Below are 22246 nucleotides of genomic sequence, written 5' to 3' on the forward strand. Positions count from 1 at the left end.
GATCCCCTCAGTTGTGCCGCCGGTGAGGCTATGACGTTCGGCGCAGTGCGCGCACTCCACGCAACCCGATGACCCCGACGACCGTCCCCAATACGAAGGAGACGATCGCGAGCAGCAGGTGCACCCAGAAGTACGCCGTGGGGTCGCCGTCGTCGAAGGCCAGCCCGCTGCCGTCCTTGACCAGGTTTTTGACGAAAGTGATCCAGATGATCCAGCTCCACACCCCGAAGGCGAGCAGGAACCAGGAGACGGGGCGGCTGAGCTTCATGCCCTCAGTATCTCCGCCGCCTGTCCGGTTCCGTGCGCGGGGTGGGGAGGGGGCTGGGCCGGTGCCGGGGCCGGGCGGTACGTTCTCGGTCGTGCCCGCACCCAAGAAGACCGGCCGGCGGTTCCTGCTGGTCACCTCCGCCGCCCTGACCGCCCTCGCTCTCACGCCGGCCGCGCACGCGGCGCCCGGGCCGTCGACGAGTCCGTCGGCCGGTCCGTCCGCCACGCCTCCGGCGACGATGTCGTCCGTGGGCGGCGCGCGGCTCGGGGAGCCCGGGAACCAGGTCGATCTCGCGGGCGGGGCGCCCGTCCTGCCCAAGGACGTCACCGCGCGCTCCTGGATCGTGGCCGACGCCGAGTCCGGTGACGTGCTCGCCGCGCACAACGCGCACTGGCGCCTGGCTCCGGCGAGCACCCTGAAGATGCTGTTCGCCGACACGCTGCTGCCGAAGTGGCCGAAGACCACGCAGCACAAGGTGGCGGTGTCCGACCTCGCGGGCGTCGGCGCCGGGTCCAGCCTGGTCGGCATCAAGGAGGAGGAGACGTACACCGTCCACGACCTGTGGCTCGGTGTCTTCCTGCGCTCCGGGAACGACGCGGTGCACGTGCTGTCGGCGATGAACGGCGGCGTCGACAGGACCGTGGCCGAGATGAACGCGCACGCCGAGGAGTTGCAGGCCCTCGACACCACCGTGGTCAGCCCCGACGGCTACGACGCGCCCCGCCAGGTGTCGTCCGCGTACGACCTGACGCTGTTCGCCCGCTCGGGGCTGCAGAAGAAGGACTTCCGCGAGTACGCCTCGACGGTCCGGGCCAAGTTCCCGGGCGAGACGGCCAAGGACAAGAAGGGCAAGACGTACCGCAAGTCCTTCGAGATCCAGAACACCAACCGGCTGCTGGCCGGCGACTCGGACATAGACGTCTATCCCGGCATCGCCGGGGTGAAGAACGGCAACACCACCAACGCGGGCGCCACCTTCACCGGGGTCGCCGAGCGCGACGGCCGGGTGCTGCTCGTCACCGTGATGAACCCGGCGAAGAGCGAGCACAACGAGGTCTACAAGGAGGCCGCCCGCCTGCTGGACTGGGGTTTCCAGGCGGCCGGCAAGGTGAAGCCGGTGGGTGAGCTCGTGCCGCCGAGGAGTGCGGCGCAGGCGAGCCCGGGGACGGAGGCCTCGGGCGAGGCCGGGGGCGTCAGCGGGAAGGGTGCCGTGGGGACGAAGCCGGTGGCGGGCGCCCCGGCCGCGGACGGCTCCACCGGAGTCGGCGTCGCGGCCGGCATCACCGCCGGGGTGCTGGTGCTGCTCGCGGGCGGCGCGTTCCTGGTCAACCGTCGCTGGCCGCTGCCGGAGCTGATGCGTCGCCGGTCCCGTCCGTGAGTTCCTCGGCCTTGCTGCCCGTGGCCGTCCAGGCCGCGCAGAACAGGACCAGCTTCGAGGTGAAGTTGATCCACAGCAGCAGGGCGACGGGGACTCCGAAGGCGCCGTACATGCTCTTCGCGGCGACGCCCTGCATGTAGCCGCTCAGCAGCAGCTTGAGCAGTTCGAAGCCGACCGCGCCGATCAGCGCGGCCACCAGGAGGCGGCGGCGGTGCGGCTGGACGCCGGGCAGCAGGGTCAGCACGTAGAGCAGCAGGAGGAAGTCGGCGAGGACGGCGACGGCGAAGGCGGCGATGTGCAGCAGGACGCTGCCGAAGCCGCCCTCGGCGATGCCGAGCTGGCGGATGATCCAGCCGACGAGCGCCGAGGCGACGGTGGAGATGCCGACGGTGACCAGGAGGGCGCCGCCGAGGCCGACGAGGATGCCGCCGTCCTTGCCCCGGCGCAGGACCGGGTTCTCCTCCTCGTCCGGCAGCTCCCACACGGCCCGCAGACAGCCCCGGGTGGCGTCGACCCAGCCCATGCCGGTGAACAGCAGCAGGAAGCCGGAGATGAGGCCGACGGTGCCGGCGTTGTCGATCAGTCCCTGGATGTTCAGCTGGTCGGAGATGCCCGGGACCTGCTCGGCGATCTTGTCCTGGAGTTCGCCCTGCTGGTCCTTGCTGAGCAGGGCGGCGGCGACCGCGGCGGCGAGGCTGAGCAGCGGGAAGAGCGCGACGAAGCTGGTGAACGTCATCGCGGCGGCCAGCCGCGTCCACTCGACCCGGTCCAGCCGCTCGTACGACCGCCATGCGTGTGTGGTCATCAGCCGTGCGATCCACGGCCCCACCAGGGGAAGCTTCTTCAGCCAGTCCATGTTCCGACCCTGCCCCCGCTCGTCCCGGTCCATGATCCCGTACGGCCGCGGGGTGAGTCCCCGGCCGGGAAGACCAGTGTCCGTGTGCCCCAGAAACGCAGGAGGGTGGCCAGCGCCATGCCGATTCCCGCCCCCGAGACGGTGTCGGCGCGCTGGGAGGTGAGGCCGAGGCCGTAGTGGCTGACGGCCAGGCAGAGCAGCTGCACGGCGGCACCGGCGGCGTTGACCGCGCAGAAGACGGCGTACGGGCGCAGGCCGCGCGGGCGGGTGTGCCGGTAGGTGCCCAGCGCGTTGCCGGCGTAGGCGACCGAGCAGCCGGCGACGAAGGACAGGGCCTTGGCGGTGAGCGGGCCGAGTCCGGCGGGGCCGCGCAGCAGGGTGAAGAGGCCGAGGTCGACGGCGTAGGCGAGCAGGCCGGCCGAGGCGAAGCCCAGCAGTTCGCGCCGGCCGGCTACCAATTGGCCACCGCCAGGCCGTACATGGCCACCCACACCGCGCCGATCAGCGCGAGGGCCCGGTCGCGCAGGATCACGTCCTCCGGTTCGCCGGCGGTGCCGCGGTCGGCGAAGACGGCGTAGCGCAGGACGGCGAGGACGAAGGCGACCATGGACAGCTGGCGCCAGGGCAGCACGCTGGTGTGCGGGACGCCGCCCTCCTCCATGGCCCACAGGCAGTAGCCGAGGACGGCGACTCCGGCCGCGAGCTGCCAGACGAAGCGGAGGTATCCGGTGGTGTACTCGGTGAGCAGCGCGCGGGTGGCGCCCGCCGTGCCGGCCATCTGCACGGCTTCGCTGTAGCGCTTGGCGGCGACCATGAACAGGGCGCCGAAGCCGGTGGTGATGAGGAACCAGCGCGACAGCGGGATGCCGAGGGCGAGCCCGCCGACCATGGCGCGCATCAGGAAGCCGGTGGTGACGACGGCGAGGTCGACGACCAGGACGTGCTTGAGGCTGACGCAGTACGCAAGTTGCATCGTGAGGTAGGCGATCAGCAGCGCCAGGACGGGCGGCGGGCACAGCCAGGCGGCGGCGACGGGCGCGAGGACGCCGAGGGCGCCCCCGACGGCGTAGGCGACGGGCACCGGGACCTGTCCGGCGGCGACCGGGCGGTGGCGTTTGACCGGGTGGGCGCGGTCGGCCTCGGCGTCGCGGGCGTCGTTGACGAGGTAGACGGCGGCGGCGCAGGCGGTGAACAGGACGAAGACCAGGGCGAGCTGGGCCAGGGCGTGCCGGGAGAAGAGCTCGCCGGCGGCGGCCGGGGCGGCGACGACCAGCACGTTCTTGATCCACTGGCGGGGGCGTGCGGTCCTGAGCAGGCCGCCGGCGAGGCCGCCGCGGCGGGGCGGGACGGGCTGCGGGGGCTGTTCGGGGGCGCGCTGCCGCAGGACGGCCGTGTCGGTCACCGGGTCCCTCCGCGCATCCAGCCGGCGCCGAGCCGGGCGGTGAGCGCGCCCAGGGCGGCGCCCGCGGCGACGTCGGACGGGTAGTGGACGCCGGCGACCAGCCGGGACACGCACACGGCGGCGGCCAGCGGCCAGGCCGCGCGTACGCCGAGCGCGCCGAAGACGACGGCGGCGGCCGCGGCGGAGGTGGCGTGGGAGCTGGGGAAGGAGTGCCGGCCGGCGGTGCGCACCAGGGGCTGGACGTGTGCGGGGCGGGGGCGGCGCACGACCCGTTTCACCCCCATGCTGGCCAGGTGCGCGCCCGCGGTGAGGGCGGTGCCCCGCAGCCAGGCCGCCCGCCGGGTGCCGTCCACTGCGGCCGCGGTGAGGCCCGCCGCGAGCCACAGCGCCCCGTGTTCCCCGGCCCAGGACAGTGCGCGCGCGGCACCGGCCACGCGGGGGTCCGTTCCGCAGGCTCTGAGCGCCGTGACGATCCGGTGGTCCATGTCGTCGAGGTCGTCCATGGGGACTCACTGTTCACTCCTACGGAGCGGTACGTACGGCATTGTCGGGCGACATACCATTAATCACCCGTTTCGGGGAGGGCCGGGATGTTCCGTAACTGATGGTTCGTCCAAGGGGGATACGGTCACCGGCATGTCTGCCGACACCGTTCCCGTCGACGAGTGGGGCCCCGTCACCGGCTGGGGCCGCACCGCGCCCACCGTGGCCCGTCTGGTCCGTCCGCGGACGTACGAGGAGGCCGCGGCGGCCGTCCGGGAGTGCGGGGCCCGTGGCGGCATCCCGCGGGGCCTGGGCCGGGCGTACGGCGACGCGGCGCAGAACGCGGGCGGTGCCGTGCTCGACATGACGGGCCTGGACCGGATCCACGCCATCGACGTGGACGGGGGCACGGTGCTGTGCGACGCCGGTGTCTCCCTGCACCGGCTGATGGAGGTGCTGCTGCCGCTCGGCTGGTTCGTGCCGGTGACGCCCGGCACCCGCTACGTGACGGTCGGCGGGGCGATCGGCGCCGACATCCACGGCAAGAACCACCATGTGTCGGGCTCCTTCGCCCGGCATGTGCTGTCCCTGGAGCTGCTCACCGCCGACGGCCGGGTCCGCACCGTGGACCGGGGCACGCCGCTGTTCGACGCCACCACCGGCGGCATGGGCCTGACGGGGGTGATCCTCACGGCGACGGTGCGGCTCCAGCGGGTGGAGACCGCGCTGATGTCGGTCGACACCGAGCGCGCCACCGACCTCGACGACCTCATGGCCCGACTGACGTCCACCGACCACCGCTACCGCTACTCGGTCGCCTGGATCGACCTCCTCGCGCGCGGTGCGGCGACCGGCCGTGCGGTGCTCACCCGCGGCGACCACGCCCCGCTGGACGCGCTGGACGCCCACGCCCGGCGCGAGCCGCTGGCCTTCCGCACCTCGCGGCTGCCGGCCGCGCCCTCCTGCCTGCCGCAGGGGCTGCTCGGCCGGACGAGCGTGGGCCTGTTCAACGAGCTCTGGTACCGCAAGGCCCCCCGTGCGCGGCGCGGGCAGCTCCAGCGGATCTCCACCTTCTTCCACCCCCTGGACGGGGTGCCCCACTGGAACCGGATCTACGGCCGCGGCGGCTTCGTGCAGTACCAGTTCGTCGTCGGCCACGGCCGGGAGGAGGCGCTGCGCCGGATCGTGCGGCGCATCTCCGCGCAGCGCTGCCCGTCCTTCCTGGCCGTCCTCAAGCGCTTCGGGCGGGCCGATCCGGGCTGGCTGTCGTTCCCGGTGCCCGGCTGGACGCTGGCGCTGGACGTCCCGGCCGGGCTGCCGGGGCTCGGTGCCTTCCTCGACGAGCTCGACGAGGTGGTCGCCGGGGCCGGCGGCCGGGTCTACCTCGCCAAGGACTCCCGGCTGCGGCCCGAGCTGCTCGCCGCGATGTACCCGCGCCTGGACGACTTCCGCGCGCTGCGCGCGGAGCTGGACCCACGCGGGGTGTTCATGTCCGACCTGTCCCGGCGCCTCGCCCTGTGACCCCTTCTGGAGCTGTCGTGAAGGACGCCTTCGGCCTCCCCCAGTCCCTCCTCGTGCTCGGCGGTACGTCCGAGATCGCGCTGGCCACCGTGCGCCGGCTGGTCGCCCGCCGCACCCGCACCGTGTGGCTGGCCGGCCGCCCCTCCCCCGCGCTGGACGCCGCCGCCGAGCAGGTGCGCGGTCTCGGCGCCGAGGTGCACACCGTCGCCTTCGACGCGCTGGACCCCGGGTCCCACGAGGAGGCGCTCGGCAAGGTGTTCGCCGAGGGCGACGTCGACCTGGTACTGCTCGCGTTCGGTGTCCTCGGCGACCAGGCGCACGACGAGCGCGAGCCGCTGAACGCCGTGCGGGTCGCGCAGACCAACTACACCGGAGCGGTCTCGGCAGGGCTGGTCGCCGCCCGTTCCCTCCAGGCACAGGGGCACGGCTCGCTGGTGGTGCTGTCGTCCGTGGCCGGGGAGCGGGCCCGCCGCGCCAACTTCATCTACGGCTCCAGCAAGGCCGGCCTGGACGCCTTCGCGCAGGGCCTGGGCGACGCGCTGCACGGCACGGGCGTGCACGTCATGGTCGTACGCCCCGGGTTCGTTCGGTCGCGGATGACCGCCGGGATGGAGGAGGGACCGCTCGCCACGACGCCGGAGGCGGTCGCCGCGGCCATCGAGCTGGGGCTGCGGCGCCGCTCGGAGACGGTGTGGGTACCGGGCGCGCTGCGGGTGGTGATGTCGGCGCTGCGGCACCTGCCGCGGGGGGTGTTCCGGCGGCTGCCGATCTAGCGCGTCGGCAGGGTGCCGCTCTCCAGGCGTCCGGCCTGCGGCGGCACGACCGCGCTGCCGAAGGGGAACTCGCGCAGCTTGCGCCACACCGCGTCGGCGCCCTGCTCGTAGAGCGCGAAGCCGGTGCACGGCCACTGGGCCTCGTAGTCGGCCAGCTCCTCGTAGGCACGGTCCATCGCGGCCTCGTCGATGCCGTGCGCGACGGTGACGTGCGGGTGGTACGGGAACTGCAGTTCGCGCGGGACCGGTCCGGAGGAGTCGCGGACCCGCTTCTGGAGCCAGGAGCAGGCCGCCGCGCCCTCGACGACCTGCACGAAGACCACCGGCGACAGCGGGCGGAAGGTGCCGGTGCCGCAGAGCCGCATCGGGAAGGGCCGGCCGCGGGCCGCGACCTCCGCCAGGTGCGACTCGACGGCGGGCAGCGCCGCGCCGTCGATCTCGGTCGGCGGCAGCAGCGTGACGTGCGTGGGGATGCCGTGCGCCGCGGCGTCGCCGAAGCCCGCGCGCAGCTGCTGAAGCCGGCTGCCGTGAGGCTCCGGGACCGCGATCGACACGCCGATCGTTACGGTCCCCACGTCGTCTCCCTGTCGTTCTGTCGGTGCCGCCCGCCCACCGGCGTGCGGCGGTGGCCGCCGATGCGGCCACCCGGTTATCGACTGTACGGCCACGACCCCGTCCCGGGCAGGCGCAACCGGAGTGATGTGCAGCGCTACGGCGGCGTACCGGGCGCGCGCCGCGGTGGTGCCGGTCAGTGCTTGGCGGGCAGGAACCCCATGCCGTCGTAGGCCCGGGCGAGGGTCTCGGCGGCGACGGCGCGGGCCTTCTCCGCGCCCTTGGCCAGCACCGAGTCGAGGGTCTCGGGGTCGTCCAGGTACTGCTGGGTGCGCTCCCGGAACGGCGACACGAACTCGACCATGATCTCGGCGAGGTCCGTCTTCAGGGCGCCGTAGCCCTTGCCCTCGTACTGCTGCTCCAACTCGGGGATGGTCGTGCCGGTGAGCGTGGAGTAGATCGTCAGCAGGTTGCTGACGCCGGGCTTGTGCTCGCGGTCGAAGCGGATCACCGTGTCGGTGTCGGTGACGGCGCTCTTGACCTTCTTCGCGGTGGCCTTCGGCTCGTCGAGCAGGTTGATCAGGCCCTTCGGGGTGGCCGCCGACTTGCTCATCTTGGCGGTCGGGTCCTGAAGGTCGTAGATCTTCGCCGTCTCCTTGAGGATGTAGGCGCTCGGCATGGTGAAGGTGTCGCCGTAGGTCTGGTTGAACCGGTCGGCGAGGTCGCGGGTCAGCTCGAGGTGCTGGCGCTGGTCCTCGCCGACGGGGACCTGGTCGGCCTGGTAGAGCAGGATGTCGGCGACCATCAGCATCGGGTACGTGAACAGGCCGACGGTGGTGCGGTCGCTGCCCTGCTTGGCGGACTTGTCCTTGAACTGGGTCATCCGGGAGGCCTCGCCGAAGCCGGTGATGCAGTTCATCAGCCAGCCGAGCTGGGCGTGCTCGGGCACGTGGCTCTGCACGAACAGGGTGCAGTGCTCGGGGTCGAGACCGGCCGCGAGGAGCTGGGCGACGGCGACCCGGGTGTTCTCGCGGAGCACCTTCGGGTCCTGCGGGACCGTGATCGCGTGCAGGTCGACGACCATGTAGAACGCGTCGTGGGTGTTCTGCATGTCGACCCACTGGCGGACGGCGCCGAGGTAGTTGCCGAGGTGGAACGAGCCGGAGGTCGGCTGGATACCGGAGAGCACGCGGGGACGTTCAGAGGCCATGTTCTTCATTGTCTCAGAGCGCCCGAGGGGTTCTGTGCGTGGGGAACTGCGGATCGTGGTGGCTGATCGCGCAGTTCCCCGCGCCCCTGGCGGGGCGCTTCAGCCCAGGTCGATCTCCGGGTACAGCGGGAAGCCCGCGACCAGGTCAGTCGCCCGGCGGGAGATCTCGTCGGAGATCTTCTCGTCCAGGACGTGGGACGCCTTCGAGGGGGCGCCCGACTTGGTGGTGCCCGGCTCGGCGGCCGTCAGGACGCGGTCGATGAGGCCCGCGACCTCGTCCATCTCGGCGGCGCCGAGGCCGCGCGTGGTCAGCGCCGGGGTGCCGATGCGGATGCCGGAGGTGTACCAGGCGCCGTTCGGGTCGGCCGGGATGGCGTTGCGGTTGGTGACGATGCCGGAGTCCAGCAGGGCCTGCTCGGCCTGGCGGCCGGTGAGGCCGTAGGAGGAGGCGACGTCGATCAGGTTGAGGTGGTTGTCCGTGCCGCCGGTCACCAGGGTGGCGCCGCGGCGCATCAGGCCCTCGGCGAGGGCGCGGGCGTTGTCGACGATGCGCTGGGCGTAGTCCCGGAACGCGGGCTGCCGGGCCTCGGCGAGGGCGACGGCCTTGGCGGCCATGACGTGCGGGAGCGGGCCGCCGAGGACCATCGGGCAGCCGCGGTCGACCTGGTCCTTGAGGGAGTCGTCGCAGAGCACCATGCCGCCGCGCGGGCCGCGCAGCGACTTGTGGGTGGTCGTCGTGACGATCTGGGCGTGCGGGACCGGGTCGAAGTCGCCGGTGAGGACCTTGCCCGCGACGAGGCCGGCGAAGTGCGCCATGTCGACCATGAGGGTCGCGCCCACCTCGTCGGCGATCTCGCGCATGATCCGGAAGTTCACCAGCCGGGGGTACGCGGAGTAGCCGGCGACGATGATCAGCGGCTTGAACTCGCGGGCCTGGGCACGCAGGGCCTCGTAGTCGATGAGGCCGGTGGCCGGGTCGGTGCCGTAGGAGCGCTGGTCGAACATCTTGCCGGAGATGTTCGGCCGGAAGCCGTGGGTGAGGTGGCCGCCGGCGTCGAGGGACATGCCGAGCATGCGCTGGTTGCCGAAGGCCTGGCGCAGCTCGGCCCAGTCGGCCTCGGAGAGGTCGTTGATCTGGCGGACGCCGGTCTTCTGGAGGAACGGCGCCTCCACGCGGTCGGCGAGCACGGCCCAGAAGGCGACCAGGTTGGCGTCGATGCCGGAGTGCGGCTGGACGTAGGCGTGGCGGGCGCCGAAGAGTTCGCGGGCGTGCTCGGCGGCGAGGGACTCGACCGTGTCGACGTTGCGGCAGCCGGCGTAGAAGCGACGGCCGACGGTGCCCTCGGCGTACTTGTCGCTGAACCAGTTGCCCATGGTCAGCAGCGTGGCCGGGGAGGCGTAGTTCTCGGAGGCGATCAGCTTGAGCATCTCGCGCTGGTCGGCGAGTTCCTGGCCGATGGCGTCCGCGACGCGGGGCTCGACCGTGCGGATCGCTTGCAGCGCGGCGCGGTAGGCGACGGACTCGGGGGTCAGGTCTGCGGGCATGGGGGTCTCCGGACGTTGTGGTCGGCGTTCGGTCGGCCCAGGCGCACGGCACGGGTTCTTCTTGGGCCGCTCCCCGATGGTTTTTCCATCCTTGCGCGCCAGTCACGGCCCCGGGGCCAGCGTACCGGACGGCGTTTGCCGGGTTGCTGTCCGTCGCGGACTGCGGGTGCGTTGTGGCCGGTCGCGCCCCCGCGGCGGAGCCGCACATGTCACAGCCCCGCGCCCCTGACAGGCCCCCGCGGGGCCATCTACAAGATCACGTGGGGCAGGAAGCGGGCGTACTCGTCCGTCACCAAGCCTGACGACTCTCTGATGCCCAGGCCCGCCGCCTCGTTCTCCACGACCCAGGCGCCGAGGACGACGTGGTTGTCGTCGAAGGTGGGCAAAGGGGCCAGCTCTTGGTAGCAGCAGGGTTCGTCGCGGGGGGTCGGGTCCGTGCCCGGGAGGTGGATCGTGACGCCTGCGCCCTCGCGGCCCAGGAGGGGCTTCGCCACCCAGCCCGTCGTGCCGGCCAGGTCCCTCGGGCCGTCCAGGTAGGACGGGAGGAGGTTGGGGTGGCCGGGGTAGAGCTCCCAGAGGATCGCCAGCAGGGCCTTGTTGCTGAGGAGCATCTTCCAGGCGGGCTCGATCCACAGGGTGGTGCCGGTGCCGCCGCCGTTGTCCAGGGTGTCCAGGACGTGGCCGGCGAAGCGGTCGGTGGTGAGCCACTCCCAGGGGTAGAGCTTGAAGATGCTGCGGATGAAGCGGAGTCTCGTGTCGACGAAGCGGCCGGACAGGCGGTCCCAGCCGATCTCCTCCATCGCCAGCCAGTCGGTCGCCAGGCCGGCCTGCTCGGCGGTCTCCTTGAGGTAGGCGACCGTCATGAGGTCCTCGCCGAGTTCGTCCTCGGCGGAGTGCGCGAAGTACAGGGGGCTGCCGGGCGGGAGGAGCGCGGCCTGCTTCCTCCAGGCGTCGACGAGGCGTTCGTGGAGGCTGTTCCACTGGTCGGCGCCGGGGAAGCGCTCCTCCATCCAGAACCACTGCGGGGACGCCGCCTCGACCAGCGAGGTCGGGGTGTCCGCGTTGTACTCCAGGAGCTTGGCCGGGCCCGTGCCGTCGTAGCGGAGGTCGAAGCGGGCGTAGACGGAGGGGAGTTCGGCGCGGCGGTGCCAGGCCTCGGTGACCGCCCGGACGACCCGCGGGTCGGTGATGCCGAGGTCACCGAAGCGGCCGGCGGAGACGATGTGCTCGGCCGCCGCCAGACACATGCGGTGCAGTTCCTCGACGGTCTCCTCCAGCGCCTCCACCTCGGGCAGCGAGAAGACGTAATGGGCGCTCTCGTCCCAGTAGGGGCGCAGGGAGTCGTCGGGGTAGCGGGTGAGCGGGTAGATGAGGCCCTGTTCCTCGACGGTCTGCTGCCAGCCGGGGCGGGGGTCGATGGTGCGGCGTTCCACGGGGCTCAGCCGCCGCCGCTGCCGGAGCCCGAGCAGCCGAAGCCGCCGCGGTCGACGGCCTCGTCGCGGCTGAAGGTGCCGGAGTCGGCCCAGCCCTTGCTGACGTCGGCGTCGTAGTACCAGTCGGCGTCCTTGACGCGGGAGGTCTTGCGGCCCTTGCTCGAAGAGCTGCCGGACGAGCCCGACTTGCAGTTCTTGTCGGCGACGACCTTGTAGCCGTTGAGGTAGTCGTAGCTGTCGCGGTCCACGCAGCGGCGGTCGGGGTCCGAACCGCATGCGCTGAGGGCTGCCGCGAGCACTCCCATGCCGCCGAGCACCACCGTGCTCGACCGCAGCCGCCGCCGGGTCTGCGCCATCTCGTCTCTCCCCCGTTGTCCATGTACCGGTACGACAGTTGGGCCGGTCGAGTGTACGGCCCGTGCCGCGGGTGGACTCTACGGCAGCGCCCGGCACAGCGCGTCCAGCGCCCCCGCCCAGGCGTGGTCGGGCGGGGTGCCGTAGCCGACGACCAGGGCGTCGCGCGGCTCGGCGACGGCCTCGGGGTGGCGGAAGAGGGACAGGCCGTACACGGCGAGGCCCTGCCAGGCAGCCGCCCGGACGATCTGCTGCTCGCTGCCGGGCGGCAGCCCGAGGACGGCGTGCAGGCCGGCCGCGATCCCGGTGACCCGCACCTCGGGCGCGCGGTCGGCGAGCGCGGCGACCAGGGCGTCCCGGCGGCGCCGGTAGCGCAGGCGGGCGGAGCGGACGTGCCGGTCGTAGGCGCCGGAGGCGAGGAACTCGGCCAGGGTGAGCTGGTCGAGCGCGCCGCTGGTGTCGAGGCCCCCGCGGGAGGCCGTGAGGTCGTCGGAGAGGCCCGGCGGGAGCACGGCCCAGGCCAGCCGCAGTCCGGGGGCGAGGGACTTGCTGGCGGTGCCGAGATAGACGACGCGGTCGGGGTCCAGGCCCTGGAGGGCGCCGACGGGCTGGCGGTCGTAGCGGAACTCGCCGTCGTAGTCGTCCTCCAGGACGAGGCCGCCGGTGCGCCGCGCCCAGTCCACGACGGCGGCACGCCGGTCGGGGTGCAGGGGGACGCCCATCGGGAACTGGTGGGCGGGGGTGAGCAGCACGGCGCCCGCGTCGGCCGGTCCGACGGGGTCGGTGCCGTGCGCGTCGAAGGGCAGCGGGACGGTGCGCAGGCCGGCGGCGGTCAGCAGGTCGCGGTGGACGTGGAGGCCGTAGGACTCTACGGCGACGGTGTGCACGCCGCGTGCCTTCAGGACGCCGGCGAGCAGGGTCAGGCCGTGCGCGAACCCGCCGAGGACGAGCAGGCGTTCGGGGTCGGCGCGCACGCCGCGGGCCCGGGCGAGGTAGTCGGCCAGCGCGGTGCGCAGTTCCGGGCGCCCGCGGGGGTCGCCGTAGCCGAGGGCGTCGTGCGGGGCGGCGGTGAGGGCGCGGCGGGCCGCCTTGAGCCACTCGGCGCGCGGGAAGGAGGCCAGGTCGGGCGAGCCGGGGCGGAGGTCGTAGGCGGGGCTGGTGCGGGCGCGGGGCCGCGGGGGCGAGCCGGCGGGCGGGACGACGGCACGGTCCGCGACACGGGTGCCGGAGCCCTGGCGGGCGGTGAGCCAGCCCTCGGCGACGAGGTCGGCGTAGGCGTCGGCGACGGTGTTGCGGGCGATGCCGAGGTCGGCGGCGAGGGCACGGGAGGAGGGCAGGCGGGTGCCGGCGGCCAGGCGGCCGGTGCGGACGGCCTCGCGCAGGGCGTCGGTCAGCCCGCGCCGCAGGCCCGGCCCGGCCGGTTCCAGGTGCAGGTCGACGCCGAAAGTGGCCCAGGGTTTCGCCATGGAAATGGACCATACTCCTGGGCTGCTTCGTTCCTAGGGTCGAGGACATGACGACGCGCACCGATGACCCGACGACCGCGGGGTACGCCCCCGAACTGCCCGTACGACTGGAGTGGGGCAAGCACGCGCCCGAGGTGTACAAGGCCATGATCCGCCTGGACACGGCCGCCCGGCGGGGGGTGGACCCCACGCTGTACGAGCTGGTGAAGATCCGCGCCTCCCAGATCAACCGCTGCGCCCTGTGCGTCGACATGCACAGCAAGGACGCCCTCGCGGCCGGGGAGAGCGTGGAGCGGATCATCCAGCTCAGCGCCTGGGAGGAGTCGCGGCACTTCTACACCGAGAAGGAGCTGGCGGCGCTGGAGCTGACGGAGGCGGTGACGGTGCTGACGGACGGCTTCGTGCCCGACGAGGTCTACGAGCGGGTCGCCCGGCACTTCGACGAGCCCGAGCTGGCGCAGCTCATCGCCGTCATCACGGTGATCAACGCCTGGAACCGCTTCGGCGTCACCTGCCGTATGACCCCGGGGCACTACCGGCCGGGGCAGCACGGATGACGGCCCGTACGCGGCTCCTGGACGGGGAGGTCCAGCGGGCGATGTCCGCGCTCAGCGCGGCGGCGAAGAAGGGGCTCGGCGATCCCGTCCTCGCCGAGCTGGTGATGATCCGGGCCTCGCAGCTCAACCACTGCGCGTTCTGCCTGGACATGCACCTCACCCTCGCCCGGGAGAACGGGGAGAGCGAGCAGCGGCTCGGTCTGCTCGACGCCTGGGAGGAGGCCGAGGAGCTGTTCAGCGAGCGGGAGCGGGCCGCGCTGGCGCTGACCGAGGCGGTGACGGTCCTGACGGAGGGCTTCGTGCCCGACGCCGTGTACGAGCGGGCCGCCGCACTCTTCTCGGACGGCGAACTGGCCCACCTGGTGGGGCTGATCAGCGTCATCAACGGCTGGAACCGGCTGATGGTCAGCCGCCGCATCCCACCGGGGGGTCACACACCATGAGCGAGGCCGCCGCCTTCCGCGCCCTGCACCACGGCCGGGCTCCGGACGACCCCCTCGTCCTGCCCGGTCCCTGGGACGCGGCGAGCGCCCGCGTGTTCGCGGAGGCCGGGTTCCCGGCGCTGGCGACGCCCAGCGCCGGGGTCGCCGCCAGTCTGGGGTACGAGGACGGGCGGACCCCGGCCGACGAGATGTTCGCGGCGATCGCGCGGATCACCCGGGCCGTCGGCGTACCGGTGTCGGCGGACGTCGAGGACGGGTACGGGCTGGCGCCCGGGGAGCTGGTGGAGCGGCTGCTCGCGGCGGGTGCCGTGGGCTGCAACCTGGAGGACTCCACGGGCGGGGTGCTCAAGGACCCGCACGAGCACGCCGCGTGGCTGGCCGAGGTACGGGCGGCGGCCGGGGACCGGCTGTTCCTCAACGCCAGGATCGACACGTTCGTCAGGGGCGTCGCCGACCCGGACCGGGCTCTGGAGCGGGCCGCGCTGTACGTCGCCGCGGGCGCCGACTGCGTGTACCCGATCGGTGCCCCCGCGGAGGTGGTGCCGCTGCTGCGGGCCGGGATCCAGGGGCCGTTGAACGTCGTCGCCCGGCCCGGGGCGGGCCCCTCGCCCGCCGCGCTCGGCGAACTCGGGGCCACCCGGGTCACGTTCGGGCCGGGCCTCCAGCGGCGCGCGGAGAGCGCGCTGCGGGAGATCGCGGCGGAACTGACGAAGTGAGGGTCAGGGCAGCCACTTCTTCCACACGGACTCGTGGCTGTCCACCCACTTCTTCGCCGCCTCCTCGGGCCGCATCTTCTGCTCGGCGATCATCAGGGAGACCTGGTTCTGGTCCTCGGTCGTCCAGCGGAAGTTCTTCAGGAACTCCGCCGCCTCGCCGCCGTTCTTCGCGAAGCCCGCGTTGAGGTACTTCTGCAGCGGGGTGACCGGGTAGGCGCAGTCGACCTTCTCCGGGTCGGCGTCGCAGCCCTCCTCGTACGCCGGCAGCTTCACCTCGGTCATCGGGACCTTCTCGAACAGCCACTGGGGTGTGTACCAGTAGGTCAGGAAGGGCTTCTTCTCCTTGGCGAACTGCTGCATCTGCGTGATCTGGGCGGCCTCGGAGCCCGCGAAGACGACCTGGTAGTCCAGGCCCAGGTTCTTCACCAGCGCCTTGTCGTTGGTGACGTAGGACGGGGAGCCGTCCATGAGCTGGCCCTTGCCGCCGCTCTCGGCGGTGCGGAACAACTCGGCGTACTTGTTCAGGTTCTTCCAGTTCGTGACGTCCGGGTGCTTCTTCGCGAAGTACGTCGGGACGAACCAGCCGATGTGTCCGGTGACGCCGAGGTCGCCGCCACGCGCGATGGTCTTCTTGTCGGCGACGTAGCGCTGTTCCTGCTCGGGGTGGCCCCAGTCCTCCAGGATGGCGTCGACCCGGCCCTGGCTGAGCGCGTCCCAGGCGGGGACCTCGTCGACCTGGACGGTGTCGACGCGGTAGCCGAGCTCGTGCTCCAGCAGGTACTGGGCGACGGCCACGTTGGCCTGGGCGCCGACCCAGGACTGCACGGACAGGGTGACGGTCTTCGCGCCCTGGGCGTTCGCGAACGGGGACGCCTGCTTGGTCATGTCGGCGGCGCCGCAGCCGGTGGCCAGCACCAGCACGGCGACGGCCGCCGTGATCCGCTTGCGGGACATCTCAGGCCCCCTTCTTCGTACGGCGTTCGGTCGGCTGGGTGACCCGGTCGAGCATCAGGCCGAGGCAGACGATCGCCGCTCCGGCGACCAGGCCGGTCGCCAGGTCGCCCTGGGCCAGGCCGAAGACGACCTGGTAGCCGAGGGCGCCACCGCCGACCAGACCGCCGATGATGACGACGGCGAGGACGAGGACGACGCCCTGGTTGACGGCGAGCAGCAGGGACCGGCGGGCCAGCGGCAGCTGGACCTGGCGGAGCTGCTGGCCACTGGTCGCGCCGAGCGAGCGGGCCGACTCCAGCGCGGCCGGGTCGACCTGGCGCAGCCCCTGGGTCGTGATGCGGACGACGGCGGGGAGGGCGTAGACGACCGCGGCGGCGACGGCCGGGGCACGGCCCACGCCGAACAGGGCGACCACCGGGATCAGGTACACGAACTGCGGCATCGTCTGGAAGACGTCGAGGACGGGTCGCAGCAGACGCTCGAAGCGGTCGCTGCGGGCGGCGGCGATGCCGGTCGCGAAGCCGATGACCAGGGTGACGGCGACGGCGGCCAGCACCTGGGAGAGGGTGTCCAGGGAGGGGTTCCACACACCGAGCACACCGATCGCGGCCATGGCGAGGACGGCGGTCAGCGCGGTGCGCCAGGTGCCGATCAGCCAGGCCAGGGCCGCGACGATCAGCAGCACGGACCACCAGGGCAGCCACTGGAGGCCGTCCCGCAGCGGGTTGAGGACCCAGCTGGTGAAGCGGGCGGCCCAGTCCGCGGTGCCGCCGACGACGGGGACGCCGGAGTAGAGGTGGGCGGTCATCCAGTCGACGGCCCGGTTCACGGGCTCGGCGATGTCCACCTGCCACGCCTCGGGCCAGTCGAGGCGGCCGGCGAATCGTCCGGCGAGCGCGACGGCCGCGGCGGCGGCCAGGGCGTACAGCCAGCTCACGGGGGACCTGCCGGACTCGCCGAGCCGCTCCCCCGCCGCGCCGGTGACGCGGTCCAGGACGACGGCGAGCAGCACGATCGGGATGCCGGCGGCGAGGGCCGCGCCGACGTCGACGGAGGCGAGCGCCTGGTAGACGCGGTCGCCGAGGCCGCCGGCGCCGATGACGGAGGCGATGACGGCCATGGACAGCGCCATCATGATCGTCTGGTTGACGCCGAGGAGGAGTTCCCTGCGGGCCAGCGGGATGCGGGCGGTCAGCAGCCGCTGGCGGGCGGTGGTGCCGAGCGACTCGACGGCCTCCAGGACCTCCTTGTCGGCGCCGCGCAGGCCGAGGGCGGTGAGCCGGGCCATGGGCGGGGCGGCGTAGACGACCGTGGCCAGGACGGCGGCGGGGACGCCGATGCCGAAGACCAGGACGACGGGGAGGAGGTAGGCGAAGGCGGGCAGCACCTGCATCGTGTCGAGCACCGGGCGAAGGGCGCGGTCCATGCGGTCGGAGAGGCCGGCGGCGAGGCCGAGGACGGCGCCGGCGGCCACGGAGGCGAGGACCGCCACGACCATCAGGGCGAGGGTCTGCATCGTCGGCACCCACATGCCGAGCAGGCCGCAGGCGAGGAACGCGGCGGCGGTGCCGAGCGCGAGCTTCACGCCGGCCGTGCGCCAGGCGACCAGGGCTCCGATCGCGGTGACCCCGGCCCAGCCGACGGCGAGGAGGGCGAGGTAGACGGCGCGGACGGCGATGACGACGGCGTTGCTGATGTGGCCGAAGAAGTAGAGGAACAGGGGGTGGCTGTCCCGGTTGTCGATGATCCAGTCGCTGGCGGTGCCGAGGGGGGCGGATACGTCGACGGTGAGGGCGGTGGGCCAGGTGGTGCCGGGCCACTGAGTGGCGGCGAGGGGGACGAGGACGGCGGCGGCTACGGCGAGGGCGAGGAGTTTGCGTGCCGCTCGGCTGGTCAGGATGCCCGGCGGCGATGCCTTCTGGGGCGTTGCGGTGATCGTTGCCATCAGACCGGCTCCTCGGTGGGGGCGGGGTCCGGGTCGGTCGGCTTACGGCGCTGGGCCGGTGCGGGGGCGCTGTCGCTGGGGGCGGGGCGAGTCGGCTCACGGCGCTCTGCCGGTGCCTCCCCAGCGGCACGACTGCCCGCAGTTGCGTCGGCTGCTGTGTCGGCTGCGGGCGCTGGGGCGGCTGACGGGGCGGTTGTGCCTGCTACCACCGACAGGAGGCTCTCCGCGTCCACCACACCAAGGCAGCGGCCGTCGGACATGACGCGGGCCGGGGAGCCGGCTCGGGCTACGGCCTCGATGGCCTCCGAGACCGTGGCGTCGGGGCGGATCGCCGGGCCGGTGCCCGCCTCGTCGGCCGAGGTGGCGGGGCGCATGGCCGTGCGGGCCGTGAGGACCTGCTCGCGCGGGACGTCGCGGACGAACTCCCGGACGTAGTCGTCGGCCGGCGAGCCGACGATCTCCTCCGGGGTGCCGAGCTGGACCACGCGGCCGTCGCGCATCAGGGCGATGCGGTCGCCCAGCTTCAGGGCCTCCTGGAGGTCGTGGGTGATGAAGACCATCGTGCGGCCCTCCTCGCGGTGCAGCCGGACGACCTCCTCCTGCATGTCCCGGCGGATCAGCGGGTCGAGCGCGCTGAACGGCTCGTCGAACAGCAGGACCTCGGGGTCGACGGCGAGGGCGCGGGCGAGGCCGACGCGCTGGCGCTGGCCGCCGGAGAGCTGGCCGGGGCGGCGGTGCTCGAGGCCCTCCAGGCCGACCTTGGCGACGATCGCGGCGGCGCGCTCGCGGCGCTCGGCGCGGCCCATGCCCTGGATCTCCAGGCCGTACGCCACGTTGTCGAGGACCGTGCGGTGCGGGAGCAGGCCGAAGTGCTGGAAGACCATCGCTGCGCGGTGGCGGCGCAGTTCGCGCAGCCGGGACCTGTCCATGGCGCGGACGTCCTCGCCGTCGATGGCGATGGACCCGGCCGTCGGTTCGACGAGGCGGGTCAGACAGCGCACCAGCGTGGACTTGCCGGAGCCGGACAGGCCCATGACGACGAAGACCTCACCCTTGCGGACGTCGAAGGAGACGTCGCGGACGGCGGCCGTGCAGCCGGTGCGTGAGCGCAGCTCGGCCGGGGTGAGGGCGGTCAGCTCGGGGTCGGCGGGGACGCGGGCGGCCTTCGGGCCGAAGACCTTCCACAGGCCGTCCACCGAGAACACCGGAGGACGTTCGGCCGCGGTGCCGTTGACGGTGCCGGTCATCGGGCGTCACCGCCGATCAGCTCGACGGCGCGCTCCCCGACCATGAGGACGCCGATCATCGGGTTCACGGCGGGCATGGTCGGGAAGACGGAGGCGTCGGCGATGCGGATGCCCTCCAGGCCGCGGATGCGCAGCTCGGGGTCGACGACGGCCGTCTCGTCGGTGGCGGCGCCCATCTTGCAGGTGCCCGCCGGGTGGTAGACGGTGTGGGCGACCTTGCGGGCGTACTCGCTGAGCTCCTCGTCGCCGGTGATGTCCGGGCCGGGGCAGACCTCGCGCTTGAGCCAGTGGGCGAGCGGCTCGGACTCGGCGATCTCCCGGGCGATGCGGATGCCGTCGACGAGGGTGCGGCCGTCGTGGTCGTCCTCGTCGGTGAAGTAGCGGAAGTCGAGGGCGGGCTTCACGGACGGGTCGGCGCTGGTGAGGTACAGGCGGCCGCGGCTCTTCGGCTTGGGAATGTTCGGGGTCATGGAGACGCCGAACTCCGGTCGCTCGTAGCCCAGTCGCTCCGGGTTGTCCGTGAACGGGATCTGGTAGAAGTGGAACATCAGGTCGGGGCCCGCGTGTCCGGGGTCGCGGCGCACGAACAGACCGGCGTCGGAGTCCATCGCGGAGTTCTCCGGGATGGGTCCGTTCGTCTCCCACACGATCACCGACTCGGGGTGGTCGAGCAGGTTCTCGCCGACGCCGGGCAGGTCGTGCGCCACGGGTATGCCGAGCGCTTCGAGGTCTTCGCGCGGGCCGATGCCGGAGTGCAGCAGCAGCCGCGGGGAGTCGACGGCGCCGGCGCACAGCACGACCTCGCGCCGCGCCTTGACCAGGATCTCCTCGCCGTCCTTGGTGCGGACGTGGACGCCCTCGGCGCGGGTGCCGTCGAGCTGGAGCCTGTACGCCCAGGTCTCCAGCATGATCGTGAGGTTGGGGCGCTCGTCCATCACCGGGTGCAGGTAGGCCACCGAGGCCGACGAGCGCTTGTTGTTCTCCGGGTGGTAGGCCAGGTCGAAGAAGCCGACGCCCTCGGTGAACGGCTTCTTGTTGAAGCCCTCGATCCGGGGGACCTCGAGGGCCTTCTGCGCGGCGTCGACGAAGTCGCGGGCGATGGCGTTCCGGTCCTTCTCGTCGACCGGGACGATGTTGTTCTCCAGCCGGGCGAAGTACGCCTCCATCTGCACCGCGCCCCAGCCCTTGGCGCCCGCGGCCTCCCACTCGTCCCAGTCGGACGGCAGCGGCTTGAAGGCGATGAGGGTGTTGTGGGAGGAGCAGCCGCCGAGCACGCGGGCGCGGCTGTGCCGGATGTGGGAGTTGCCGCGGGGCTGCTCGGTGGTGGGGTAGTCGTAGTCCAGCTCGCCGCCGAGCAGGCCCATCCAGCGGCGCAGGGTCAGCACGTCGTCGCGGCCGACGTCGCTGGGGCCGCCCTCGATGACGGCGACGGTGACGTCCGGGTTCTCGGTGAGGCGGGCGGCTATGACGGAGCCTGCGGTGCCGCCGCCGATGACCACGTAGTCGTAGACCTGGGGGGTCTCGGGCATGGGAGTACTCCAGAGGGGCGTGGGGACGGGGTGGGGTGGGCGGGGAGGTCAGCCGGCGAACCAGCGGACGGGGCGCGGTGCGAGGTTCTGGTAGACGTGCTTGGTCTCGCGGTACTCGGCCAGGCCCGCGGGGCCCAGCTCGCGGCCGACGCCGCTCCTGCCGAAGCCGCCCCACTCCGCCTGCGGCAGGTAGGGGTGGAAGTCGTTGATCCAGACGGTGCCGTGGCGCAGCCGCCCGGCGACCCGGCGGGCGCGGCCTGCGTCGGAGGTCCAGACGGCGCCGGCGAGGCCGTACTCGGTGTCGTTGGCCAGGGCGACGGCCTCGTCCTCGGTGCGGAAGGTCTCCACGGTGAGGACGGGTCCGAAGACCTCCTCGCGGACGACCCGCATCGCGCGGTGGCACTGGTCGAGGACGGTCGGCTCGTAGAAGTAGCCGGAGGCGGGCCGCTCGGGGGACGGCTCGGGGCGCTTGCCGCCGCAGCGCAGCACCGCACCCTCGGCGAGGGCGGAGGCGACGAAGTCCTCGGTCCTGGCGCGCTGCTGCTCGGAGACGAGCGGGCCGCACTCGACGCCGTCCTCGGTGCCGCGGCCGAGGCGGATCTTCTGTGCGCGGCGGGCGAGTTCGGCGACGAAGCGTTCGCGGACCGACTCCTCGACGATGAGCCGGCCGCCCGCGGAGCAGACCTGGCCGCTGTGGATGAAGGCGGCGTTGAGGGCCTGGTCGACGGCGGTGTCGAAGCCCTCCTCGGTGTCGCAGGCGTCGGCGAAGACGACGTTGGGGTTCTTGCCGCCGAGTTCGAGGGCGACCTTCTTGACGGTGACGGCGGCGGCCCGGGCGACCTTGGTGCCGCTGACCAGGCCGCCGGTGAAGGAGACCAGGTCGACGTCGGGGTGCTCGGCGAGCCGGGCGCCGACGGTGTGCCCGGGGCCGGTGACGATGTTCGCGACGCCGGTGGGGAGGCCGGCCTCGGTCAGCAGGTCGATCAGGGCGACGGTGGTGAGCGGGGTGATCTCGCTGGGCTTGACCACGAAGGTGTTGCCGGCGGCGAGCGCGGGCGCGATCTTCCAACTGGCCTGGAGGAGCGGGTAGTTCCAGGGGGTGATCATCGCGCAGACGCCGACCGGCTCGTGCACGACGACGCTGTGGATCTCGGGCGAGCCCGCGTCGACGACCCGGCCGGGCGCCTCGCCGGCGACGAGGTCCGCGAAGTAGCGGAAGGCGTCGGCGACGCAGTCGATGTCGACCCGGCCCTCCTCGACGGTCTTGCCCGCGTCGCGGCTCTCCAGCAGGCCGAGTTCCTCGCGGTCGCGCACGAGCAGATCGGCGACACGGCGCAGCAGGGCGGCGCGTTCGGCGACCGGGGTGCCCGGCCAGTCGCCGCTGTCGAAGGCCCGCCGGGCGGCGGCCACCGCGAGGTCGGCGTCCTTCTCGTCGCCCTCCGCGACCACGGCGAAGGGCTGGGCGTCCGCGGGGTCGAGGATCTCGCGCGTCGCGCCCGAGGATGCCTCCCGCCACTCACCGTCCGCGTGAATGGTCCGGTGCGCCCGCTCGGCCCGGGTGTCCGTTCTGTTCGCCATGATCCGGTACTGCCTTCCGTTCCTGTTCCGTGCCCC

22 protein-coding genes and 1 riboswitch are annotated in these 22246 nt (G+C 72.9%); of the genes, 6 read left to right on the forward strand and 16 right to left on the reverse strand.

Features of this window, described 5'->3' with window-relative positions:
- Positions 1-28: 28 nt before the first annotated feature.
- Positions 29-268 carry a hypothetical protein gene (locus AB0E77_RS01440; RefSeq protein ID WP_361563916.1) on the reverse strand — a complete coding sequence of 80 codons (240 nt, stop codon included), beginning with the start codon at positions 266-268 and terminating at the stop codon, positions 29-31.
- Between the two features lie 91 nt (positions 269-359).
- Here AB0E77_RS01440 and AB0E77_RS01445 point away from each other — a divergent pair, with 91 nt between their 5' ends.
- A complete protein-coding gene (locus tag AB0E77_RS01445; protein ID WP_361563919.1) occupies positions 360-1646 on the forward strand; it encodes a D-alanyl-D-alanine carboxypeptidase in 1287 nt (428 codons plus the stop codon).
- Here the strand turns inward: AB0E77_RS01445 and AB0E77_RS01450 are convergent.
- Genes AB0E77_RS01450 through AB0E77_RS01465 form a run of 4 tightly spaced genes read right to left on the reverse strand, consistent with a single transcriptional unit; the run spans position 1594 to position 4407 of the window.
- Positions 1594-2502, reverse strand: a complete 909-nt coding sequence (locus tag AB0E77_RS01450) for a YihY/virulence factor BrkB family protein (protein WP_361563922.1) — start codon at positions 2500-2502, stop codon at positions 1594-1596. The two genes, AB0E77_RS01445 and AB0E77_RS01450, sit on opposite strands and share 53 nt — an antisense overlap.
- Complete coding sequence (locus tag AB0E77_RS01455; RefSeq protein WP_361563925.1) at positions 2490-2960, reverse strand: GtrA family protein; 471 nt, start codon at positions 2958-2960, stop codon at positions 2490-2492. The genes AB0E77_RS01450 and AB0E77_RS01455 overlap by 13 nt, the downstream gene beginning before the upstream one ends.
- Positions 2954-3904: a decaprenyl-phosphate phosphoribosyltransferase gene (locus AB0E77_RS01460; RefSeq protein WP_361563928.1), complete on the reverse strand. Its 951-nt coding sequence runs from the start codon at positions 3902-3904 to the stop codon at positions 2954-2956. The genes AB0E77_RS01455 and AB0E77_RS01460 overlap by 7 nt, the downstream gene beginning before the upstream one ends.
- Positions 3901-4407 carry a phosphatase PAP2 family protein gene (locus AB0E77_RS01465; protein WP_361563931.1) on the reverse strand — a complete coding sequence of 169 codons (507 nt, stop codon included), beginning with the start codon at positions 4405-4407 and terminating at the stop codon, positions 3901-3903. Before AB0E77_RS01465 ends, AB0E77_RS01460 begins: the two co-directional genes overlap by 4 nt.
- Positions 4408-4540: 133 nt before the next feature.
- Between AB0E77_RS01465 and AB0E77_RS01470 the strand changes: the two genes are divergently transcribed.
- Positions 4541-5908 (forward strand): FAD-binding oxidoreductase, encoded by a 1368-nt coding sequence (locus AB0E77_RS01470; protein ID WP_361563934.1) that lies wholly within the window; start codon positions 4541-4543, stop codon positions 5906-5908.
- A gap of 17 nt (positions 5909-5925) precedes the next feature.
- Positions 5926-6681 (forward strand): decaprenylphospho-beta-D-erythro-pentofuranosid-2-ulose 2-reductase, encoded by a 756-nt coding sequence (locus AB0E77_RS01475; RefSeq protein ID WP_361563936.1) that lies wholly within the window; start codon positions 5926-5928, stop codon positions 6679-6681.
- Here AB0E77_RS01475 and AB0E77_RS01480 read toward each other — a convergent pair.
- The 6 genes from AB0E77_RS01480 to AB0E77_RS01505 form a co-directional block, all read right to left on the reverse strand.
- Entirely contained in the window at positions 6678-7256 is a 579-nt protein-coding gene (locus AB0E77_RS01480; RefSeq protein ID WP_361563938.1) for a 2'-5' RNA ligase family protein, read from the reverse strand. The genes AB0E77_RS01475 and AB0E77_RS01480 overlap by 4 nt on opposite strands.
- Positions 7257-7429: 173 nt before the next feature.
- A complete protein-coding gene (gene trpS, locus AB0E77_RS01485; RefSeq protein ID WP_361563940.1) occupies positions 7430-8443 on the reverse strand; it encodes a tryptophan--tRNA ligase in 1014 nt (337 codons plus the stop codon).
- A 99-nt stretch (positions 8444-8542) separates the two neighbouring features.
- Positions 8543-9988 (reverse strand): glycine hydroxymethyltransferase, encoded by a 1446-nt coding sequence (locus AB0E77_RS01490; protein WP_361563942.1) that lies wholly within the window; start codon positions 9986-9988, stop codon positions 8543-8545.
- Between the two features lie 28 nt (positions 9989-10016).
- A riboswitch (ZMP/ZTP riboswitch) is annotated at positions 10017-10104 on the reverse strand.
- A gap of 132 nt (positions 10105-10236) precedes the next feature.
- On the reverse strand, positions 10237-11421 hold the full coding sequence (locus AB0E77_RS01495; RefSeq protein ID WP_361563944.1) for a glutathionylspermidine synthase family protein: 1185 nt from the start codon (positions 11419-11421) through the stop codon (positions 10237-10239).
- A gap of 5 nt (positions 11422-11426) precedes the next feature.
- On the reverse strand, positions 11427-11777 hold the full coding sequence (locus AB0E77_RS01500; RefSeq protein WP_361563947.1) for a hypothetical protein: 351 nt from the start codon (positions 11775-11777) through the stop codon (positions 11427-11429).
- Positions 11778-11855: 78 nt separating this feature from the next.
- Positions 11856-13241, reverse strand: coding sequence for a PLP-dependent aminotransferase family protein (locus AB0E77_RS01505; protein WP_361563950.1), 1386 nt, complete (start codon positions 13239-13241; stop codon positions 11856-11858).
- Positions 13242-13288: 47 nt separating this feature from the next.
- On the opposite strand from AB0E77_RS01505, the gene AB0E77_RS01510 reads away from it, so the two are divergent.
- Genes AB0E77_RS01510 through AB0E77_RS01520 form a run of 3 tightly spaced genes read left to right on the forward strand, consistent with a single transcriptional unit; the run spans position 13289 to position 14957 of the window.
- The gene (locus AB0E77_RS01510) at positions 13289-13798 is read left to right on the forward strand and encodes a carboxymuconolactone decarboxylase family protein (RefSeq protein WP_361563952.1); all 510 of its coding nucleotides are present in this window, start codon (positions 13289-13291) and stop codon (positions 13796-13798) included.
- Complete coding sequence (locus tag AB0E77_RS01515; RefSeq protein WP_361563955.1) at positions 13795-14241, forward strand: carboxymuconolactone decarboxylase family protein; 447 nt, start codon at positions 13795-13797, stop codon at positions 14239-14241. Before AB0E77_RS01510 ends, AB0E77_RS01515 begins: the two co-directional genes overlap by 4 nt.
- Positions 14238-14957, forward strand: coding sequence for an isocitrate lyase/phosphoenolpyruvate mutase family protein (locus AB0E77_RS01520; RefSeq protein ID WP_361563957.1), 720 nt, complete (start codon positions 14238-14240; stop codon positions 14955-14957). The genes AB0E77_RS01515 and AB0E77_RS01520 overlap by 4 nt, the downstream gene beginning before the upstream one ends.
- Positions 14958-14960: 3 nt before the next feature.
- Here the strand turns inward: AB0E77_RS01520 and AB0E77_RS01525 are convergent, their stop codons facing one another.
- From AB0E77_RS01525 to AB0E77_RS01545, 5 genes are read right to left on the reverse strand one after another with little or no spacing between them, the layout of a single operon-like run.
- A complete protein-coding gene (locus AB0E77_RS01525; RefSeq protein WP_361563959.1) occupies positions 14961-15911 on the reverse strand; it encodes an ABC transporter substrate-binding protein in 951 nt (316 codons plus the stop codon).
- Between the two features lies 1 nt (position 15912).
- Positions 15913-17856, reverse strand: coding sequence for an ABC transporter permease subunit (locus AB0E77_RS01530; protein ID WP_361563962.1), 1944 nt, complete (start codon positions 17854-17856; stop codon positions 15913-15915).
- Positions 17856-19103 carry a glycine betaine/L-proline ABC transporter ATP-binding protein gene (locus tag AB0E77_RS01535; RefSeq protein ID WP_361563964.1) on the reverse strand — a complete coding sequence of 416 codons (1248 nt, stop codon included), beginning with the start codon at positions 19101-19103 and terminating at the stop codon, positions 17856-17858. The genes AB0E77_RS01530 and AB0E77_RS01535 overlap by 1 nt, the downstream gene beginning before the upstream one ends.
- On the reverse strand, positions 19100-20632 hold the full coding sequence (locus AB0E77_RS01540; RefSeq protein ID WP_361563967.1) for a GMC oxidoreductase: 1533 nt from the start codon (positions 20630-20632) through the stop codon (positions 19100-19102). Before AB0E77_RS01540 ends, AB0E77_RS01535 begins: the two co-directional genes overlap by 4 nt.
- 48 nt (positions 20633-20680) lie before the next feature.
- Positions 20681-22210 (reverse strand): aldehyde dehydrogenase family protein, encoded by a 1530-nt coding sequence (locus AB0E77_RS01545; protein WP_361563970.1) that lies wholly within the window; start codon positions 22208-22210, stop codon positions 20681-20683.
- Positions 22211-22246 lie beyond the last annotated feature (36 nt).

Origin of the sequence: Streptomyces sp. NPDC032940 (assembly GCF_040636935.1) — a bacterium.
Classification (GTDB): domain Bacteria; phylum Actinomycetota; class Actinomycetes; order Streptomycetales; family Streptomycetaceae; genus Streptomyces.

Bases quoted from the DNA above. Each gene is read 5' to 3' on its own strand.
- AB0E77_RS01440 (WP_361563916.1), bottom strand. From the start codon at position 268: ATGAAGCTCAGCCGCCCCGTCTCCTGGTTCCTGCTCGCCTTCGGGGTG.
- AB0E77_RS01450 (WP_361563922.1), bottom strand. From the start codon at position 2,502: ATGGACTGGCTGAAGAAGCTTCCCCTGGTGGGGCCGTGGATCGCACGG.
- AB0E77_RS01465 (WP_361563931.1), bottom strand. From the start codon at position 4,407: ATGGACGACCTCGACGACATGGACCACCGGATCGTCACGGCGCTCAGA.
- AB0E77_RS01470 (WP_361563934.1), top strand. From the start codon at position 4,541: ATGTCTGCCGACACCGTTCCCGTCGACGAGTGGGGCCCCGTCACCGGC.
- trpS (WP_361563940.1), bottom strand. From the start codon at position 8,443: ATGGCCTCTGAACGTCCCCGCGTGCTCTCCGGTATCCAGCCGACCTCC.
- AB0E77_RS01490 (WP_361563942.1), bottom strand. From the start codon at position 9,988: ATGCCCGCAGACCTGACCCCCGAGTCCGTCGCCTACCGCGCCGCGCTG.
- AB0E77_RS01500 (WP_361563947.1), bottom strand. From the start codon at position 11,777: ATGGCGCAGACCCGGCGGCGGCTGCGGTCGAGCACGGTGGTGCTCGGC.
- AB0E77_RS01505 (WP_361563950.1), bottom strand. From the start codon at position 13,241: ATGGCGAAACCCTGGGCCACTTTCGGCGTCGACCTGCACCTGGAACCG.
- AB0E77_RS01510 (WP_361563952.1), top strand. From the start codon at position 13,289: ATGACGACGCGCACCGATGACCCGACGACCGCGGGGTACGCCCCCGAA.
- AB0E77_RS01515 (WP_361563955.1), top strand. From the start codon at position 13,795: ATGACGGCCCGTACGCGGCTCCTGGACGGGGAGGTCCAGCGGGCGATG.
- AB0E77_RS01520 (WP_361563957.1), top strand. From the start codon at position 14,238: ATGAGCGAGGCCGCCGCCTTCCGCGCCCTGCACCACGGCCGGGCTCCG.
- AB0E77_RS01525 (WP_361563959.1), bottom strand. From the start codon at position 15,911: ATGTCCCGCAAGCGGATCACGGCGGCCGTCGCCGTGCTGGTGCTGGCC.
- AB0E77_RS01530 (WP_361563962.1), bottom strand. From the start codon at position 17,856: ATGGCAACGATCACCGCAACGCCCCAGAAGGCATCGCCGCCGGGCATC.
- AB0E77_RS01535 (WP_361563964.1), bottom strand. From the start codon at position 19,103: ATGACCGGCACCGTCAACGGCACCGCGGCCGAACGTCCTCCGGTGTTC.
- AB0E77_RS01540 (WP_361563967.1), bottom strand. From the start codon at position 20,632: ATGCCCGAGACCCCCCAGGTCTACGACTACGTGGTCATCGGCGGCGGC.
- AB0E77_RS01545 (WP_361563970.1), bottom strand. From the start codon at position 22,210: ATGGCGAACAGAACGGACACCCGGGCCGAGCGGGCGCACCGGACCATT.